The organism is Streptomyces sp. NBC_00028 (genome assembly GCF_045041065.1).
GTDB lineage: Bacteria > Actinomycetota > Actinomycetes > Streptomycetales > Streptomycetaceae > Streptomyces.
The window spans coordinates 4,806,971-4,823,266 of sequence record NZ_CP108293.1 but is presented as its reverse complement, the minus strand read 5'-3'; the positions used below and the strand labels follow the sequence as shown (position 1 = coordinate 4,823,266).

Below are 16,296 nucleotides of genomic sequence, written 5' to 3'. Positions count from 1 at the left end.
CACTCAGTCGCCATCGTCACTACTGGAGTTGGAGCGGCTCTTCCCCTTGCTGCTCTTCGCCAGGGCCACCACGACCTCACCCAGCCCGGTCGTCACCCAGGCCACGCCCCGCACCCATCGCGGCCCGCCGCGCGCGGCCCACACCACACACACGCACCCGAAGATCACCAACGCCAGGATGCCCAGCAGCACGACGAGCCCCATGTTTTCCCCCACCTCACGCATGCCTACGGTCCCGGTGATCTTCTCGTACGGAAACCGCTGGTGGAAGGGGCGCCGGGGATGTTCGGATGGGCCGGTGCGGCACGAGACGTCGACGGTCGTGGACCGTGGGAGCTACCAGGACACCGTGACCCCCTGGGAACAGGAGGAGTGGCGGGAAACAGCGCTCGGCTGGGCGCAGGCGCGGCTCGCGGCGCGCGGGCTGCGGCCGGCGGGGCGGTGGGGTGTGCGGCTGCGGCCGTGGTCGGTCCTCGTGCGCATCGCGGTGCGGGACGGCGCCGACGTCTGGTTCAAGGCCAATCCGCCCGGCAGCGCCTTCGAGGGCGCGCTCACCGCCGCGCTGGCCGGCTGGGTGCCCGAGCACGTACTGGAGCCGCTCGCCGTCGACGCCGGGCGCGGCTGGGCGCTGCTGCCCCACGGCGGTGATCTCTTCCGGGATGTGCTGGAGCGCGGCGACGCCGACGTCCGGGCGTGGGAGGGGGCGCTGCGGCAGTACGCGCGGATGCAGCGGGCGCTGATCCCGTACGTCGCCGAGATGGACCGGCTCGGCGTACCGGACGCGCGCGCCGCCGCTCTCCCCGGCATCTTCGACACCGCCCTGGCGCGGAACACCGCGCTGGACCCGGCGGACCGGGCCCGTCTGCACGCCCTGCGCCCCCGCCTCCTCGACTGGTGCGCGGAACTCGCCGCCACCGGCGTCCCCGACTCCCTCGACCACTGCGACCTGCACGACGGCCAGCTCTTCCGCCCCGCCCCCGGCCGCTTCACCTTCTTCGACTGGGGCGACGCCCATATCTCCCACCCCTTCTGCAGCTTCACCGTCCCGGCCCGCCGAGTCCGCGAACGGTACGGCCCCGAGGCCCTCCCCGGGCTGCGCGACGCCTACCTGGAACCCTGGACGGAAGACGGCCGTACGCTGCCGGAACTGCGCCGCGCCCTGACCCTCGCGACCCGCCTGGGCGCCCTCGCCCCGACCCGTGCCTGGACCCGCCTCTTCCCGGGCGCGAGCCTTCCGGCGGGGGAGGCGGCGTGCGCGGAGTGGCTGAGGGGGCTGTGCTCCACCCCCACGCCCGATGCGCGACGATGATCTTCATGGCATACGCGGTCATCCGGCTCCCTCAGTACAGCAAGGCCGACCTCGACGAGATCACCGGCGGCCTCGACGACCCCTTCGAGGTCGCCGCGTTCGGCGTGCGGTCCCGGGACAAGGACGTCCACTTCGGCGTCCGGCATCAGGGGCGGCTCGTGGCGCACGCCGGGCTGGTGGACGCCACGGTGTCGGTCGGCCAGCGCCGGTTCCCGGTGGCGGGTCTCGGTGGCGTCGTCGTCGCGCCGGACCTGCGGGGACACGGGCTGGCGCGGCTGGTCGTGGACGCCGCCGTGGCCCACGCCCGGGGCACCGGCGTGGAGTTCGGGCTCCTGTTCTGTCGGCCGGACCGGGTGCCGCTCTACCGGCGCCTCGGCTGGCGGGAGTCGGCGGACGGGATGCGGGTGGAGCAGCCGGGCGGAGTCGTCGTGGACCATCCGCTGCGCACGATGTGGACACCGCTCGCCGACGGCGCCGTATGGCCGCCGGGCCCCGCACGTCTGCACTCGCTGCCCATGTAGAACGCGGCACCGCTGCAACCGTCCGCGCCCCGCCGGCGATCTACAGCACCATGCGTCTCCTCCGCCAACTCGCCCGCTTCACCTGGCTCCAGGCCCGCTGCTGTGCCTTCGCCGTCGCCCTGCTCGGTGGTATGGCGGCCTCCACACTGCTCCCGCCGCTGCCGGTGGCCCGCTACGACCTGCTGCTGGCGTACGGCGTCCTGCTGACCGGCGTGGGCTTCCTGCTGGGGTGGGAGACACGGCGGGAGGTGGCCGTGGTCGCGTTCTGCCATGTGCTGGGGCTCGCCTTCGAGGTGGTGAAGGTGCACGTCGGCTCGTGGAGCTATCCCGAGCCGGGCCTGGCCAAGCTCGCCGGAGTGCCGTTGTACGGCGGTTTCATGTACGCGGCGGTCGGCAGCTACGTCTGCCGTTCCTGGCGGCTGATGCGGCTGTCCCTGACCGGCTACCGGCCCCGCGCCACCGCCGCGCTCGCCGTCCTGCTCTACGCCAACTTCCTGAGCCACCACTGGATCCCCGACCTGCGCTGGCCCCTCGCCGCGTTGCTGCTCGCGGTGACCGCCGGCACCTGGGTGCACTACACGATCGGCGCCCACCGCCACCGGATGCCGCTCGCGCTGTCCTTCACGCTGATCGGCTTCTTCCTCTGGGTGGCCGAGAACATGGCGACGTATCTCGGCGCCTGGACCTACCCCGACCAGCTGGACGGCTGGCAGCCGGTCGCGATCGGCAAGTGGGTGTCCTGGGCGCTGCTGATCAGCGTCACCTTCGTCATCTGCGGGACGCGTGCGCAGACGGCGACGCCCCCTGCCGAAACCTCGGACAGGGGGCGTCGTACGGCCGTATCGAATACGACTACTGCTACTTGACCGGCTCGGGCTCCGGCTCGCTCTCGGTCTCCGCGGCGTCCTCGGGGTCCACCGGGGTCTTGACCGACTCCAGCAGCAGCTGGGCCACGTCGACGACGGTGATGGACTCCTTGGCCTTGCCCTCGTTCTTCTTGCCGTTCACCGAGTCGGTGAGCATGACCAGGCAGAACGGGCAGGCGGTGGAGACGATGTCGGGGTTCAACGACAGAGCCTCGTCGACGCGCTCGTTGTTGATGCGCTTGCCGATCCGCTCCTCCATCCACATCCGCGCGCCACCGGCGCCACAGCAGAAGCCGCGCTCCTTGTGGCGGTGCATCTCCTCGTTCCTGAGGCCCGGGACGTTCGCGATGATCTCGCGCGGCGGCGTGTAGATCTTGTTGTGCCGGCCCAGGTAGCAGGGGTCGTGGTAGGTGATGATGCCCTCGACCGGGGTGACCGGGACCAGCTTGCCCTCGTCCACCAGGTGCTGGAGCAGCTGGGTGTGGTGGATGACCTCGTAGTCGCCGCCGAGCTGCGGGTACTCGTTGCCGATGGTGTTGAGGCAGTGCGGGCAGGTGGCGACGATCTTCTTCGAGGACTTCGGCTTCTTGGTGCTCTCGTCCACCTCTCCCTCCTCGTTGAGGGACTCACCGAACGCCATGTTCAGCGCGGCCACGTTCTCCATGCCGAGCTCCTGGAACAGGGGCTCGTTGCCGAGACGGCGGGCGGAGTCGCCGGTGCACTTCTCGTCGCCGCCCATGATGGCGAACTTGACGCCCGCCATGTGCAGGAGTTCCGCGAAGGCCTTGGTGGTCTTCTTGGCGCGGTCCTCCAGGGCGCCGGCGCAGCCGACCCAGTACAGGTACTCGACCTCGGAGAGGTCCTCGATGTCCTTGCCGACGACCGGCACCTCGAAGTCGACTTCCTTCGTCCACTCCAGGCGCTGCTTCTTGGCCAGGCCCCAGGGGTTGCCCTTCTTCTCCAGGTTCTTGAGCATCGTGCCCGCCTCGGACGGGAACGCGGACTCGATCATCACCTGGTAGCGGCGCATGTCGACGATGTGGTCGACGTGCTCGATGTCGACCGGGCACTGCTCGACGCAGGCGCCGCAGGTGGTGCAGGACCACAGGACGTCCGGGTCGATGACGCCGTTCTCTTCGAGGGTGCCGATCAGCGGGCGCTCGGCCTCCGCCAGAGCCGCCGCCGGCACACCGGCCAGCTGCTCCTCCGACGCCTTCTCCTCGCCCTCCATGGTCTTGCCGCCACCCGCGAGCAGGTAGGGCGCCTTGGCGTGCGAGTGGTCGCGCAGCGCCATGACGAGGAGCTTGGGGGAGAGCGGCTTGCCGGTGTTCCAGGCGGGGCACTGCGACTGGCAGCGGCCGCACTCGGTGCAGGTGGAGAAGTCCAGCAGGCCCTTCCAGGAGAACTGCTCGACCTGGGAGACGCCGAAGACGTCGTCGTCACCGGGGTCGGTGAAGTCGATCGGCTTGCCGCCCGACGTCATCGGCTGGAGCGCGCCGAGCGCGGTACCGCCGTCGCCCTCGCGCTTGAACCAGATGTTCGGGAAGGCGAGGAAGCGGTGCCAGGCGACGCTCATGTTGGCGTTGACCGAGACGACGATCATCCAGATGAAGGAGACGCTGACCTTGATGCCCGCGAACAGGTAGGTCAGGTTCTGCAGCGTGGAGACGTCGAGGTCGCGCAGGGCGGCGACCAGGGGGTACGAGGCGAAGTACGCGGCCTCGTAGTGGTCGACGTGGTGCAGCGAGCCCTCCAGGCCGCGCAGCACGTAGATCACGGCGCCGATGGTCAGGATGACGTACTCGACGAAGTACGCCTGCCAGGCCTTGGAGCCCGCGAAACGGGACTTGCGGCCCGGGCGCGAGGGCAGGTTCAGCAGCCGGATGACGATGAGCGTGGCGATGCCGAGGCCCGTCATCACGGTGATGAACTCGACGTACATCTCCCAGGGCAGCCAGCCGCCGATGACCGGCAGCTGGAAGTCGGCCTGGAAGAGCTGGCCGAGGGCCTGGCCGAGCACCGGGATCAGGGTCAGGAAGCCGATCGCCACGAACCAGTGGGCGACGCCCACGACGCCCCAGCGGTTCATCCGGGTGTGGCCCAGGAACTCCTTCACCAGGGTCACGCTGCGCTGGTACGGGTTGTCGGTCCGGGCACCGGCCGGCAGTGGCTGTCCGAGCATGAAGAAGCGGACGAACTGCGCGATGACGCGTGCGAAGAGTGCGGCGCCGACCACGGTCAGGACCAGCGACACGATGATCGCTGCGAGTTGCATGTCGGGGGCTCCTCGGGCCTGGGCGGGGCGAGATTACTAAGCGGTAACTTATGCAGTTCTCTTGAGGGTACCCGCATCCTCGTTCGCACTGTAGCCAGCACTGCGGTGATCTGTGTCGCTGAGGGTTGCCTTAAGAGCCGGTGGAAAGTCTGAACGTGTTATTCGTACCAAATTGGTACATTCGTGACTACTTTAAGACTCGTGCTCTATGGGATCGCTGCCGCCACCACCGCCCTGCTGCTGACCGCGGTACTCACCGCGCTGCTGCGCGCCCCCGCCCTGCGCCTGGGTCTGACCGACCGGCGCCGGCAGCAGCGCAAGGTGCCGCTGTCCGGGGGTGTCGCGGTGGTGCTCACGACCTGCGCGGTCGTCGTCACCGGGGAGCGGACCGGCATCGCGCCCCCGGGCGGCGGCGAACTGCTCGTCGCGGCCGCCGCCGTCGCCGCCCTCGGCCTCGTCGCCGATCTGTGGCGGGTCCGCCCGCGCGTGCTCTTCGTGGGTACGGCCGTGGCGGCGGCCTGTGTGGTGCCCTACGAGGAGACCGGCGTCGTCGGCGGGATGCTCGCCGTGGGCTGGATCGCGTGTGTGGCGCTGGGGTTCCGGGCACTCGACCACGCCGACGGACTGGCCGGGACCGTCGGGGTCGTCGCCGCCTTCGGGGTGGGGGCCTGTGCGGCGGCCGAGGTGATGGACGGCCTCGCGGTGCTGCTGAGCGTGCTGGCCGCCGCGCTGACCGGGTTCCTGATGCACAACTGGCCTCCCGCGCGCGTGGGGCTCGGCTCGGGCGGGGCGCTGTTCGCCGGGTTCGTGCTCGCCGCGGCCGGCGTGGTGGCGCGCACCGGGCACGAGGCGGCCTCCAGCGCGGGCGTGCTGTTCGCGCTCAACGCGGTGGCCGTCGCCGACGTCCTTCTGGTCGTCGTCGCCCGCCGGCTGGCCGGCCGGCGCGGCCCGGACCATCTCGCGCACCGGCTGCGCAGGCTGGGGCTCACCCCGCAGGGGACGGTCGTGCTGCTCGGCCTCGGGGCCTTCGCGGGGGTGCTCGTCGGAGTGCTGGAGCACCTCGGGTGGGTCGGGGCGACGGGGTCGCTGTGGGTGGCCGCGGGCGCCCTGGTCGTCGTCCTCGCGCTGCTGCGGGTGAAGTCCTCCGGCGCTTCTCGACCGGTACCGGCGCAGGCATCGCCGCAGGTCAGAGGGCCCTTGCGTGTAAGGAACGGATAAGAGTTGAGCGTCACAGACTCAGGTCTGTTGCACCAAACGCGTGCGTCATGCACACTTGAGTCCGTTCCACTCAAGTCAGCTGGAGGAATCAACCATGGCACGTGCGGTCGGCATCGACCTGGGCACGACTAACTCCGTCGTCAGCGTTCTCGAAGGCGGCGAGCCCACCGTCATCACCAACGCCGAGGGTGCCAGGACCACGCCGTCCGTCGTCGCCTTCGCGAAGAACGGCGAGGTGCTGGTCGGCGAGGTCGCCAAGCGCCAGGCGGTCACCAACGTGGACCGGACCATCCGTTCCGTGAAGCGCCACATGGGCACCGACTGGAAGATCGAGCTGGACGGGAAGCCCTTCAACCCGCAGCAGATCTCGGCGTTCATCCTCCAGAAGCTGAAGCGGGACGCCGAGGCGTACCTGGGCGAGAAGGTGACCGACGCGGTCATCACCGTCCCGGCGTACTTCAACGACTCCGAGCGCCAGGCGACGAAGGAAGCCGGTGAGATCGCCGGTCTCAACGTCCTCCGTATCGTCAACGAGCCCACCGCGGCCGCGCTCGCGTACGGCCTCGACAAGGACGACCAGACGATCCTCGTCTTCGACCTCGGTGGCGGCACCTTCGACGTGTCCCTCCTGGAGATCGGCGACGGCGTCGTCGAGGTGAAGGCCACCAACGGTGACAACCACCTCGGTGGTGACGACTGGGACCAGCGCGTCGTCGACTACCTGGTGCAGCAGTTCAAGTCCGGTCACGGCGTGGACCTCGCCAAGGACAAGATGGCGCTCCAGCGTCTGCGCGAGGCCGCCGAGAAGGCGAAGATCGAGCTGTCCTCGTCCACCGAGACCTCGATCAACCTGCCCTACATCACCGCCTCCGCCGAGGGCCCCCTGCACCTCGACGAGAAGCTCACCCGCGCCCAGTTCCAGCAGCTGACCGCGGACCTCCTGGAGCGCTGCAAGACGCCGTTCCACAACGTCATCAAGGACGCCGGCATCTCGATCAACGAGATCGACCACGTCGTCCTGGTCGGTGGCTCCACCCGTATGCCCGCCGTCGCCGAGCTCGTCAAGGAGCTGACCGGTGGCAACGAGGCCAACAAGGGCGTCAACCCGGACGAGGTCGTCGCCATCGGCGCCGCCCTCCAGGCCGGTGTCCTCAAGGGTGAGGTCAAGGACGTCCTGCTCCTTGACGTGACCCCGCTGTCCCTCGGCATCGAGACCAAGGGCGGCATCATGACCAAGCTGATCGAGCGCAACACGACGATCCCGACGAAGCGTTCGGAGATCTTCACGACGGCCGAGGACAACCAGCCGTCGGTGCAGATCCAGGTCTACCAGGGCGAGCGCGAGATCGCGGCGTACAACAAGAAGCTCGGGATGTTCGAGCTGACCGGTCTGCCGCCGGCCCCGCGCGGTGTCCCGCAGATCGAGGTCGCCTTCGACATCGACGCCAACGGCATCATGCACGTGACCGCGAAGGACCTCGGCACGGGCAAGGAGCAGAAGATGACCGTCACCGGCGGCTCCTCGCTGCCGAAGGACGAGGTCGACCGGATGCGCCAGGAGGCCGAGAAGTACGCGGAGGAGGACCACGCCCGCCGCGAGGCCGCCGAGACCCGCAACCAGGGCGAGCAGCTCGTCTACCAGACGGAGAAGTTCCTCAAGGACAACGAGGACAAGGTCCCCGGCGAGGTCAAGACCGAGGTCGAGGCCGCCGTCGAGGAGCTGAAGGCCGCGCTCAAGGGCGAGGACACCGCCGAGATCCGCACCGCCACCGAGAAGGTCGCCGCGGTCTCGCAGAAGGTCGGCCAGGCCATGTACGCGGACGCGGGCGCCGCGCAGGCCGCGGGCGGCGAGGCCGGTGCCGAGGCCCCGAAGGCCGACGACGACGTCGTCGACGCCGAGATCGTCGACGAGGACCGTAAGGACGGTGCCGCGTGACGGAGGAGACCCCGGGCTTCGAGGAGAAGCCCGACGTCCCCTCCGGCGCCACCCCTGACGACGCCGAGTCGAAGGCCGCACCCTCGTCGAACGGCGAGGGGGCGGCCCCGGCCGGGGACGCAACCGCACAGATCGCCGGTCTGACCGCCCAGCTGGACCAGTCCCGCAAGGCGCTCGAAGAGCGCACCACGGACCTCCAGCGGCTCCAGGCCGAGTTCCAGAACTACCGCCGCCGCGTGGAGCGGGACCGGATCACGGTCAAGGAGATCGCCGTCGCGAACCTCCTGACCGAACTCCTGCCCGTGCTCGACGACATCGGCCGCGCCCGGGACCACGGCGAGTTCGTCGGCGGCTTCAAGTCCGTCGGTGAGTCGCTGGAGACCGTCGCGGCGAAGATGGGTCTGCAGCAGTTCGGCAAGGAGGGCGAGCCCTTCGACCCGACGATCCACGAGGCCCTGATGCACAGTTACGCGCCGGACGTCACCGAGACGACCTGCGTGGCGATCCTCCAGCCGGGGTATCGCATCGGCGAGCGCACCATCCGCCCCGCGCGGGTGGCCGTCGCCGAACCGCAGCCGGGCGCGCAGACGGTCAAGGCCGAAGACGCCGAGACCGAGGAGAAGGACAACAGCTCTGAAGAGGGCTGAAGTCACCTGGACTGATCGAGAGGAGGGGCGTCGGGGATGAGCACCAAGGACTTCATCGAGAAGGACTACTACAAGGTCCTCGGCGTCCCCAAGGACGCCACCGAGGCCGAGATCAAGAAGGCGTACCGGAAACTCGCCCGCGAGTTCCACCCGGACGCCAACAAGGGCAACGTCAAGGCGGAGGAGCGCTTCAAGGAGATCTCCGAGGCGAACGACATCCTCGGTGACCCCAAGAAGCGCAAGGAGTACGACGAGGCTCGCGCCCTCTTCGGCAACGGCGGCTTCAGGCCGGGGCCGGGCGCGGGCGGCGGCTCCTTCAACTTCGACCTGGGCGACCTCTTCGGAGGCGGCGCCCAGGGCGGCGGCCAGGGTTCAGGCGGCTTCGGCGGCGGGATCGGCGACGTGTTCGGCGGCCTGTTCAACCGCGGCGGCACCGGGGGCACCCGGGTGCAGCCGCGGCGCGGGCAGGACATCGACACCGAGGTCACGCTGAGCTTCACCGAAGCCATCGAGGGGGCCACGGTCCCGCTGCGGATGTCCTCGCAGTCCCCCTGCAAGGCCTGTTCGGGCACCGGCGACAAGAACGGCACACCGCGTGTGTGCCCGACCTGCGTCGGCACCGGCCAGGTGGCGCGGGGTTCGGGCGGCGGCTTCTCGCTCACCGACCCCTGCCCCGACTGCAAGGGCCGCGGTCTGATCGCCGAGCACCCCTGCATGGACTGCAAGGGCAGCGGTCGCGCCAAGTCCTCGCGCACCATGCAGGTCCGCATCCCCGCCGGGGTGACGGACAACCAGCGCATCCGCCTGCGCGGCAAGGGAGCGCCGGGTGAACGGGGCGGCCCCGCGGGCGACCTGTACGTCACCGTCCACGTGGACGCGCACCCGGTCTTCGGCCGCAAGGAGGACAACCTCACGGTCACCGTCCCGGTGACGTTCGCGGAGGCGGCCCTCGGCGGCGAGGTCCGGGTCCCCACCCTGGGCGGCCCGCCCGTCACCCTCAAGCTCCCGCCCGGCACGCCCAACGGCCGCACCATGCGCGCCCGCGGCAAGGGCGCGGTCCGCAAGGACGGCACCCGCGGCGACCTTCTGGTCACCGTCGAGGTGAGTGTCCCCAAGGACGTGACGGGGAAGGCTCGTGAAGCGCTGGAGGCGTATCGCGAGGCGACCGCGGACGAGGATCCGCGGGCGGAGCTGTTCCAGGCCGCGAAGGGAGCATGACAGAGATGGACGGCCGTCGACGCAACCCGTACGAACTGACCGAGGAAACCCCGGTCTACGTCATCTCGGTGGCGGCCCAGCTCTCCGGCCTGCACCCGCAGACCCTTCGCCAGTACGACCGCCTCGGCCTGGTCTCCCCGGACCGCACCGCGGGCCGGGGCCGCCGCTACTCGGCCCGCGACATCGAACTGCTGCGCACCGTGCAGCAGTTGTCGCAGGACGAGGGCATCAACCTGGCCGGCATCAAGCGCATCATCGAGCTGGAGAACCAGGTCGCGGCCCTGCAGTCCCGTGTCGCGGAGATGGAGGCGGCGCTGGAGGGCGCCGCCGCCACGATGCGCCAGCGGGAGGCCGCGGTGCACGCGTCGTACCGACGCGACCTGGTGCCGTACCAGGAGGTGCAGCAGACCAGCGCGCTGGTGGTGTGGCGGCCGAAGAAGGCCAAGGACTAGACACGACCGGACGCACAGGCGTGTGAAAGCGGGCCCGGAGAAATTCTCCGGGCCCGCTTCTGTGCCGGTCGTCCGACGCCTGGAGGGTGCTCCTCACCCGACCATGAAGCGCACGCTGGTGAACGGGCCGCTGCGGCCGTAGTAGTCGATCGCGCGCACCTCGAAGGTGTAGAGGCCCGGCCCGGACGGCGTCCAGGTGATCGTCGAACCGTCGGTGGTCAAGTACCCGCTGTTGGACGGCCCGTAGAAGCGGTACGTGTACCCGGACAGCAGCCGATCGTGCTTCAGCGTCACCGTGAGCGGGACGCCGGTGCCGCCGTGGGGCGCGCAGTCGTTGGTCGTGCACTCCTTGTACGGGGCGGACAGCGTGATCGTCGGCGCGACGGGAGCCGTCGGCGTGGCCGGGGTCTCGCGCCATACCTGGACGGACTCGGACGGTGCCGACTCGCGGCCCTCGGCGTCGAGGGCGGCCACGTAGTAGTAGGCGGAGACGCCCGGTGCCTCGCTGTCGGAGTAACGCAGCGCGGTGGTGGGACGGTCCCCGAGCCGGGTCCAGGCGGCGTTCCGGTCGGTGCGCCGGTAGACCCGGTAGCCGGTGGCGTCGGGCACCGAGACCCAGGTGAGCTCGGTGGCGCTGTCGAGGGGCGTGCCCTCGACGCCGGTCGGGACCGCCACGGCGCCGGGGGCCGGGCGGGTCGCGGTGACCGGGGCGGAGACGGGGGCGAGGTTGCCGTAGTCGTCGACGGCCTGGACGCGGTAGGTGAGCGGGACTCCGGCCGCCGCCCGCTGGTCGTTGAACGAGAGGCCGAAGACGGTCTCCGGTCCGTCGGGGTCGGACGCGCCCTCGGGCGCCGCCCACACCTCGTAGTGGTTGACGTGACGGTCGTCGGACGAGGTCTGCCAGCGCACCGCGTTGCCCGCCGTGGTGCCCTCCACCGTCACGTCGGTGACCTGGGCGGGCGGGGTCGTGTCCGGCTCGCCGGTGTCGGCGACGACGGACGGCGCGGACTCGTTGCCGACCGGGTCCACCGCGGTGACGCGGTAGTACAGCCGCCCGGTCAGATCGGCCCCGGTGTCCCGGTACCAGGCGCTGTCGAGCCCGTCGGCGATCCGCGTGAACGGCCCCTGGGGCGCGGTCGCCCGGTACACGCGGTACGTGTCCGTGACACCGTTCGTGTCCCAGGCGAGCGTCACCGCACCCGGGCCCACCTTCGCGTACAGCCCGGTGGGCGCGTCGGGGGCGGTGCGGTCGGGGGTGCCGACCGGCTGATCGGCGGTGCCGGTGGAGACGTTGCCCGCCTTGTCGTACGCGCGGACCTCGTAGTAGTACGTCGCTCCGGTCGCCGGCGGGATGTCGGTGTACGAGGTGGCGGTGGTCGTCGCGAGCGGGCTGCCGCCGAAGGCCGTGCCCTTGAGCCGCCGGTAGACCTTGTACCCGGCGAGGTCCATCTCCTTGTTCTTCGCCCAGCTCAGCTTGGCCTTGCCGGTCGCGGAGTCGTACGCGACCGAAGTGCCGGTCGGGACAAGGGGTTTGACCTTGTCGACCGTGGCGGAGGTGCGGGGCGTGTAGGCGAACTTGACCTTCGCGCTGCCGGTCCAGTTGACGTAGTCGACGCGGAGGGTGTGTTTGCCGGAGGGGATGGTGAGGTTGACGGACTTGGAGACCGTGGTGGAGGTGTTCTTCCACAGGTCGATCTTGCGGACGCCGTCGACGTAGACCCGTATCCCGTCGAGCCCGGAGGCGGCGAGGGCGAAGGGCCCGCCGGAGCCGAAGTCCCTCGTCACCGACCAGCGGACACCGAAGTTGTTCGACGGCAGGCCGGAGACGGGGGCACCGGTCCAGCTCTGGTCGATCGCGCTGTCGCAGTCCGTTTTCTTCGGGGTCCCGGAAAACGTCGTGTTCGCGAAGAACTGCCGCTTGAAGACCGGGGAGTTGCAGGTGGTCGCGGCGGAGGCGGGCGCCACGGTGAGCAGGGTGCTCGCCGTGGCGAGGACCGCGGCGGTCGCGGCGAAGTGTGCGGTGCGGCTCACGGGGCGGTCACCGCCCAGTCGCCGGCGGGCAGGGACTCCGTGCCGTCCGCGGCTACGGCGGTGACCCAGTAGTACGACGTGGTGCCGCGCGCGAGGCCGGTGTCGAAGAACTGGAAGGCACCAGGGTCGGCTTCGGCGATCTTCTCGTAGGCCGAGGTGGCCGGGTTCCAGCGGTAGATGCGGTAGCCGCCCGCCGCCTCCGGAGCGCTCTCGCCGAGCCCGCTCCACTCCAGCAGGTTGCCCTCGTCGCCCTCCGCCGGGGAGGCGTCGAGGTGGAGCGGCGAGCCTTCCGGTGTAGCCGTGGTCGGCGTCGTGTCACGCTCGGTCGCCGTCACGATGTTCGGCGAACGGGTCCAGTCGAAGTGGGAGTTCCAGTTGTCGTCGACGGAGTCGATGAACATGCAGCGCTCCTCGCCGTCCGGAAGGGTCGCGTAGTCGTACGACGTGGTGTCGGCCGACAGCCACTCCACCTCGTGGACGGAGCAGACCTGCTCCTCCTCGTCGCCGATGAGGGAACCGGCGTAGACGACATAACGATGCAGATCGGGCGTCGGGTTGGCGTCCCAGCTGAGCGCGAAGCCGTACTCGGTCGGCGTGGCCGTCAGCCCGGTGACGGCGGACGGCGGGTTCAGGTCCAGGCGGGTGTCGCTGACGGCGGCGGACCGCGCGGACTCGTTGCCGGCGGCGTCGAGGGAGGTCACCCGGTAGTAGTAGGTGCTCTCCTCCGCGGCTGAGGTGTCCAGGTAGGAGACCTCGGTGGTGCTGCCGACGCGGGTGTACGTCCCGGCCGCGGACGTCGACCGGTACACCCGGTAGGACGCCGCGCCGTCGACCGCGCTCCAGCTGACCCGCAGGCCCTTCTGCCCGGACTCGGTGTCGAGTCCGGTGGGCGCGGCGGGGGCGGTGCGGTCGGCGGTGGTGACGAGCTGGTCCGCCGTCCCCGTCGACTCGTTGCCCGCCTTGTCGTAGGCGCGGACCTCGTAGTAGTACGCCGCACCGGTCACCGGCAGGGTGGCGTCCGTGTGTGTCGTCGAGGTCGTCGTCGCGAGCGGGGCGCTGCCGAAGGAGGCGCCCTTCAGGCGGCGGTAGACGCGGTAGCCCGCGAGGTCCATCTCCTTGTTGCCGGACCAGCTCAGCCTCGCCTTGCCGGTCGCCGCGTCGTACGCCACCGAAGTGCCGGTCGGAGCAAGGGGCTTGACCGTGTCGACGGTCGCCGATGTCCGCGGGGTGTACGTGAACTTGACCTTGGCGCCGCCGGTCCAGTTGACGTAGTCGACGCGCAGGGTGTGCTTGCCGGACGGGACGGTGACGTTCACGGTCTTCGACACGGTCGTGGAGGTGTTCTTCCACAGGTCGATCTTGCGGACGCCGTCGACGTAGACCCGTATCCCGTCGAGCCCGGAGGCGGCGAGGGCGAAGGGCCCGCCGGAGCCGAAGTCCCTTGTGACGGACCAGCGGACGCCGAAGTTGTTGGACGGCAGGCCGGAGACGGGGGCGCCGGTCCAGCTCTGGTCGATCGCGCTGTCGCAGTCCGTTTTCTTCGCGGTGCCGGAAAACGTCGTGTTCGCGAAGAACTGCCGTTTGAAGACCGGGGACGCGCAGGTCGTGGCGGCGGACGCGGGGGCGGTGGCTGTGGTGAGCAGACCGCCGGTGACGGCGAGCACGGCGGCGGACGTGATCGTCGTACGTCTGGCTGGGTTCATTCGATCCTCTGCACGGATGGGGAACGGCCGACTGCAGCCGTCGTGATCACGACTCGCGAGGAATGGAGTTGGTTGTACGGATCTTTGCCTCCGCCGGGGCTCCGCTTGAATGGAGGGTCCGTAAAGGGTGTTTGGGGGCGGTTGCGCGATGTCTTCACAAGACAGACGGAGAGTGGCGTTGCGCACTCGTTAAGTGGTTCTGCTTGACGCTGGGGGGCGTCGCCGCGTTGGCTTTTCAGTCATCTGGGTCGCAATGCTGCGCCCGCGTCCGGAAGGCACCAGAAGTGAGCACCGCAATGCGTCGTATCGCCCTTTGCACGGCCGCGTCCTCGATGGCCCTGTCGCTGACCGCCTGCGGGGCCCTGGGGGTGTCGGGGGACAGCGCGGACGCGAGTCCGACCAAGGGCAACGACGTCACCGTGGGCGTGCTGATGCCGGAGACGACCAACACGCGCTACGAGAACTTCGACTATCCGATCATCCAGAAGAAAGTCTCGGAGCTCACGAAGAAGTTGGGCCAGACCGTCTACGCCAACGGCGAGGCGGACGCCAAGAAGCAGGCGACCCAGATGCAGAAGATGATCGACGACAAGGTCGACGTCATCCTGCTGGACGCCGTGGACTCGCACGCCATCGCCCCGACGGTGAAGAAGGCCAAGGCCGCCGGTATCCCGGTCATCGCCTACGACCGGCTCGCCGAGGGCCCCATCGACGCGTACGTCTCCTTCGACAACGAACTCGTCGGCGAGGTACAGGGCCGCACGCTCATCGAGTCGCTGGGCTCGGGCCTCGACACCTCCGACAAGATCGTGATGCTCAACGGCTCGCCCTCCGACCCGAACGCCGGGCAGTTCAAGGCGGGCGCGCTCTCCGAGCTCAACGGCAAGGTGACGATCTCCGCGAAGTACGACGTCGACGGCTGGAAGCCGGCCACCGCGAAGAAGGACATGGCCGCCGCGATCGCCTCGATCGGCAAGGACAACATCGCCGCCGTCTACTCCGCCAACGACGCCATGGCCGGCGCCGCCATCGAGGCGATGGAGGAGGCCGGCATGACCGACCTGCCGCCCATCACCGGTCAGGACGCCGAACTGGACGCCGTGCAGCGCATCGTCACCGGCGAGCAGTACATGAGCGTCTACAAGTCCTACCCGCTGGAGGCCGAGGCCGCCGCCGAGATGGCCGTGGCGAAGGTCCAGGGCAAGGACATCCTGTTCGACTCGCTCACCCAGGACCGCGTCGACAGCCCCACGGACAAGGAGATCCCGGCCCAGCTGGTGTCGGTGTCCGCGCTGACGCAGTCCAACATCAAGCGCACGGTCGTCGCCGACGGCATCTACACCGTCAAGCAGATCTGCACCGCCAAGATCGCCTCGGCCTGCGCCGCGATCAAGTTGAACTGACGCTCGGTCGGGCGGGCGCCATGGGGAGGAACACCCCGTCCGGCGCCCGCCCGACGGGCTTGGTGCTGGTGAAGCTGGTCGGGTCGTTGTCGCCGGACACCTTCAGACCGGTGACCTTCGCGTCCTTCGGGACGTCGTACCAGAGCTCGACCTCCATGAGGGTGTGCCCGCCCAGCCGTACCGTCTCCGACTGGCGGCGCACCGCCATCGCGAAGGAGTCGGGCCTGGCCCGGTCGCCGGTGACGCCCGCGACGCGCTGCCGGGCCGACTCGTAGGTGTGGTAGTTCGGGTCGATGTTCTCGACCCTCAGCCGTGCGGCGCAGAACTGTCCCTCCGGCGGAGCGTCCGCGTGGGACCCCGTCACCCCCGTGATCCCGCAGCGCAGGGACAGCAGGGTGAAGGTGAGGTGCCCGTCCTTGTGGGGCCGCTGGGCCGCGCCGGTACCGGGCTCGTCGCCGTCGCCACCGCAGCCGGCGGTGAGGAGCAGGGCGGTCAGAGGCAGTGCCAGGAGGCGGAGCGGGCGCGCTGTCGGCATAGGGGCGATTGTGCGCCGCCGACGGGAAGAAGTGAACGTTCTGGGGTCATGTGGCCCGTGACCCGCCCGGAGGCCGGTCCGGGTCAACGCAAGATCAAGAACTGGTCTAGGATCGCCCGCTGTCATGTCTCGATCACAGGGAATCGCACGGGGGAACCGCATGGTGGCGCGGAATCGCACGA

At 69.8% G+C, this 16,296-nt stretch carries 14 protein-coding genes; 9 read left to right on the top strand and 5 right to left on the bottom strand.

The features are described 5' to 3' along the window. Positions 1-3: 3 nt before the first annotated feature. Entirely contained in the window at positions 4-204 is a 201-nt protein-coding gene (locus OG885_RS21570; RefSeq protein ID WP_405734063.1) for a hypothetical protein, read from the bottom strand. A gap of 94 nt (positions 205-298) precedes the next feature. Here OG885_RS21570 and OG885_RS21565 point away from each other — a divergent pair, with 94 nt between their 5' ends. Genes OG885_RS21565 through OG885_RS21555 form a run of 3 tightly spaced genes read left to right on the top strand, consistent with a single transcriptional unit; the run spans position 299 to position 2,696 of the window. Next, on the top strand, positions 299-1,309 hold the full coding sequence (locus tag OG885_RS21565) for an aminoglycoside phosphotransferase family protein (protein WP_405734061.1): 1,011 nt from the start codon (positions 299-301) through the stop codon (positions 1,307-1,309). 5 nt (positions 1,310-1,314) lie between these two features. Continuing rightward, entirely contained in the window at positions 1,315-1,830 is a 516-nt protein-coding gene (locus tag OG885_RS21560) for a GNAT family N-acetyltransferase (protein ID WP_405734059.1), read from the top strand. 50 nt (positions 1,831-1,880) lie between these two features. Beyond that, positions 1,881-2,696 carry a DUF817 domain-containing protein gene (locus OG885_RS21555; protein ID WP_405734057.1) on the top strand — a complete coding sequence of 272 codons (816 nt, stop codon included), beginning with the start codon at positions 1,881-1,883 and terminating at the stop codon, positions 2,694-2,696. On the opposite strand, the gene OG885_RS21550 is transcribed toward OG885_RS21555, so the two are convergent. Further along, positions 2,689-4,971, bottom strand: a complete 2,283-nt coding sequence (locus tag OG885_RS21550; protein ID WP_405734055.1) for a (Fe-S)-binding protein — start codon at positions 4,969-4,971, stop codon at positions 2,689-2,691. The two genes, OG885_RS21555 and OG885_RS21550, sit on opposite strands and share 8 nt — an antisense overlap. A gap of 201 nt (positions 4,972-5,172) precedes the next feature. Between OG885_RS21550 and OG885_RS21545 the strand changes: the two genes are divergently transcribed. The 5 genes from OG885_RS21545 to OG885_RS21525 all read left to right on the top strand — a co-directional run bounded on the left by OG885_RS21545 (position 5,173) and on the right by OG885_RS21525 (position 10,442). Beyond that, positions 5,173-6,189 carry an MraY family glycosyltransferase gene (locus OG885_RS21545; protein ID WP_405734053.1) on the top strand — a complete coding sequence of 339 codons (1,017 nt, stop codon included), beginning with the start codon at positions 5,173-5,175 and terminating at the stop codon, positions 6,187-6,189. Between the two features lie 94 nt (positions 6,190-6,283). Next, the gene (gene dnaK, locus OG885_RS21540) at positions 6,284-8,125 is read left to right on the top strand and encodes a molecular chaperone DnaK (protein ID WP_405734051.1); all 1,842 of its coding nucleotides are present in this window, start codon (positions 6,284-6,286) and stop codon (positions 8,123-8,125) included. Continuing rightward, positions 8,122-8,772 (top strand): nucleotide exchange factor GrpE, encoded by a 651-nt coding sequence (gene grpE / locus OG885_RS21535; protein ID WP_399952646.1) that lies wholly within the window; start codon positions 8,122-8,124, stop codon positions 8,770-8,772. Before dnaK ends, grpE begins: the two co-directional genes overlap by 4 nt. Positions 8,773-8,808: 36 nt before the next feature. Next, complete coding sequence (gene dnaJ, locus OG885_RS21530) at positions 8,809-9,990, top strand: molecular chaperone DnaJ (RefSeq protein ID WP_405734048.1); 1,182 nt, start codon at positions 8,809-8,811, stop codon at positions 9,988-9,990. 5 nt (positions 9,991-9,995) lie between these two features. Further along, positions 9,996-10,442: a heat shock protein transcriptional repressor HspR gene (locus OG885_RS21525; RefSeq protein WP_079306105.1), complete on the top strand. Its 447-nt coding sequence runs from the start codon at positions 9,996-9,998 to the stop codon at positions 10,440-10,442. A gap of 93 nt (positions 10,443-10,535) precedes the next feature. Here OG885_RS21525 and OG885_RS21520 read toward each other — a convergent pair whose 3' ends face one another. Continuing rightward, positions 10,536-12,473 (bottom strand): PA14 domain-containing protein, encoded by a 1,938-nt coding sequence (locus tag OG885_RS21520; RefSeq protein WP_405734046.1) that lies wholly within the window; start codon positions 12,471-12,473, stop codon positions 10,536-10,538. Continuing rightward, complete coding sequence (locus tag OG885_RS21515; RefSeq protein ID WP_405734044.1) at positions 12,470-14,176, bottom strand: PA14 domain-containing protein; 1,707 nt, start codon at positions 14,174-14,176, stop codon at positions 12,470-12,472. Before OG885_RS21515 ends, OG885_RS21520 begins: the two co-directional genes overlap by 4 nt. A 296-nt stretch (positions 14,177-14,472) precedes the next feature. Here OG885_RS21515 and OG885_RS21510 point away from each other — a divergent pair, with 296 nt between their 5' ends. Next, positions 14,473-15,579 (top strand): sugar ABC transporter substrate-binding protein, encoded by a 1,107-nt coding sequence (locus OG885_RS21510; RefSeq protein WP_405742807.1) that lies wholly within the window; start codon positions 14,473-14,475, stop codon positions 15,577-15,579. Here OG885_RS21510 and OG885_RS21505 read toward each other — a convergent pair. After that, positions 15,566-16,114 carry a hypothetical protein gene (locus tag OG885_RS21505; RefSeq protein ID WP_405734042.1) on the bottom strand — a complete coding sequence of 183 codons (549 nt, stop codon included), beginning with the start codon at positions 16,112-16,114 and terminating at the stop codon, positions 15,566-15,568. The two genes, OG885_RS21510 and OG885_RS21505, sit on opposite strands and share 14 nt — an antisense overlap. Between the last annotated feature and the right edge of the window lie 182 nt (positions 16,115-16,296).

What these genes read in the sequence shown, in the direction of transcription:
- OG885_RS21570 (WP_405734063.1), bottom strand. Translation starts at nt 204, where the DNA reads ATGGGGCTCGTCGTGCTGCTGGGCATCCTGGCGTTGGTGATCTTCGGG.
- OG885_RS21560 (WP_405734059.1), top strand. Translation starts at nt 1,315, where the DNA reads ATGGCATACGCGGTCATCCGGCTCCCTCAGTACAGCAAGGCCGACCTC.
- OG885_RS21555 (WP_405734057.1), top strand. Translation starts at nt 1,881, where the DNA reads ATGCGTCTCCTCCGCCAACTCGCCCGCTTCACCTGGCTCCAGGCCCGC.
- OG885_RS21550 (WP_405734055.1), bottom strand. Translation starts at nt 4,971, where the DNA reads ATGCAACTCGCAGCGATCATCGTGTCGCTGGTCCTGACCGTGGTCGGC.
- dnaK (WP_405734051.1), top strand. Translation starts at nt 6,284, where the DNA reads ATGGCACGTGCGGTCGGCATCGACCTGGGCACGACTAACTCCGTCGTC.
- dnaJ (WP_405734048.1), top strand. Translation starts at nt 8,809, where the DNA reads ATGAGCACCAAGGACTTCATCGAGAAGGACTACTACAAGGTCCTCGGC.
- OG885_RS21525 (WP_079306105.1), top strand. Translation starts at nt 9,996, where the DNA reads ATGGACGGCCGTCGACGCAACCCGTACGAACTGACCGAGGAAACCCCG.
- OG885_RS21515 (WP_405734044.1), bottom strand. Translation starts at nt 14,176, where the DNA reads ATGAACCCAGCCAGACGTACGACGATCACGTCCGCCGCCGTGCTCGCC.
- OG885_RS21510 (WP_405742807.1), top strand. Translation starts at nt 14,473, where the DNA reads ATGCGTCGTATCGCCCTTTGCACGGCCGCGTCCTCGATGGCCCTGTCG.
- OG885_RS21505 (WP_405734042.1), bottom strand. Translation starts at nt 16,114, where the DNA reads ATGCCGACAGCGCGCCCGCTCCGCCTCCTGGCACTGCCTCTGACCGCC.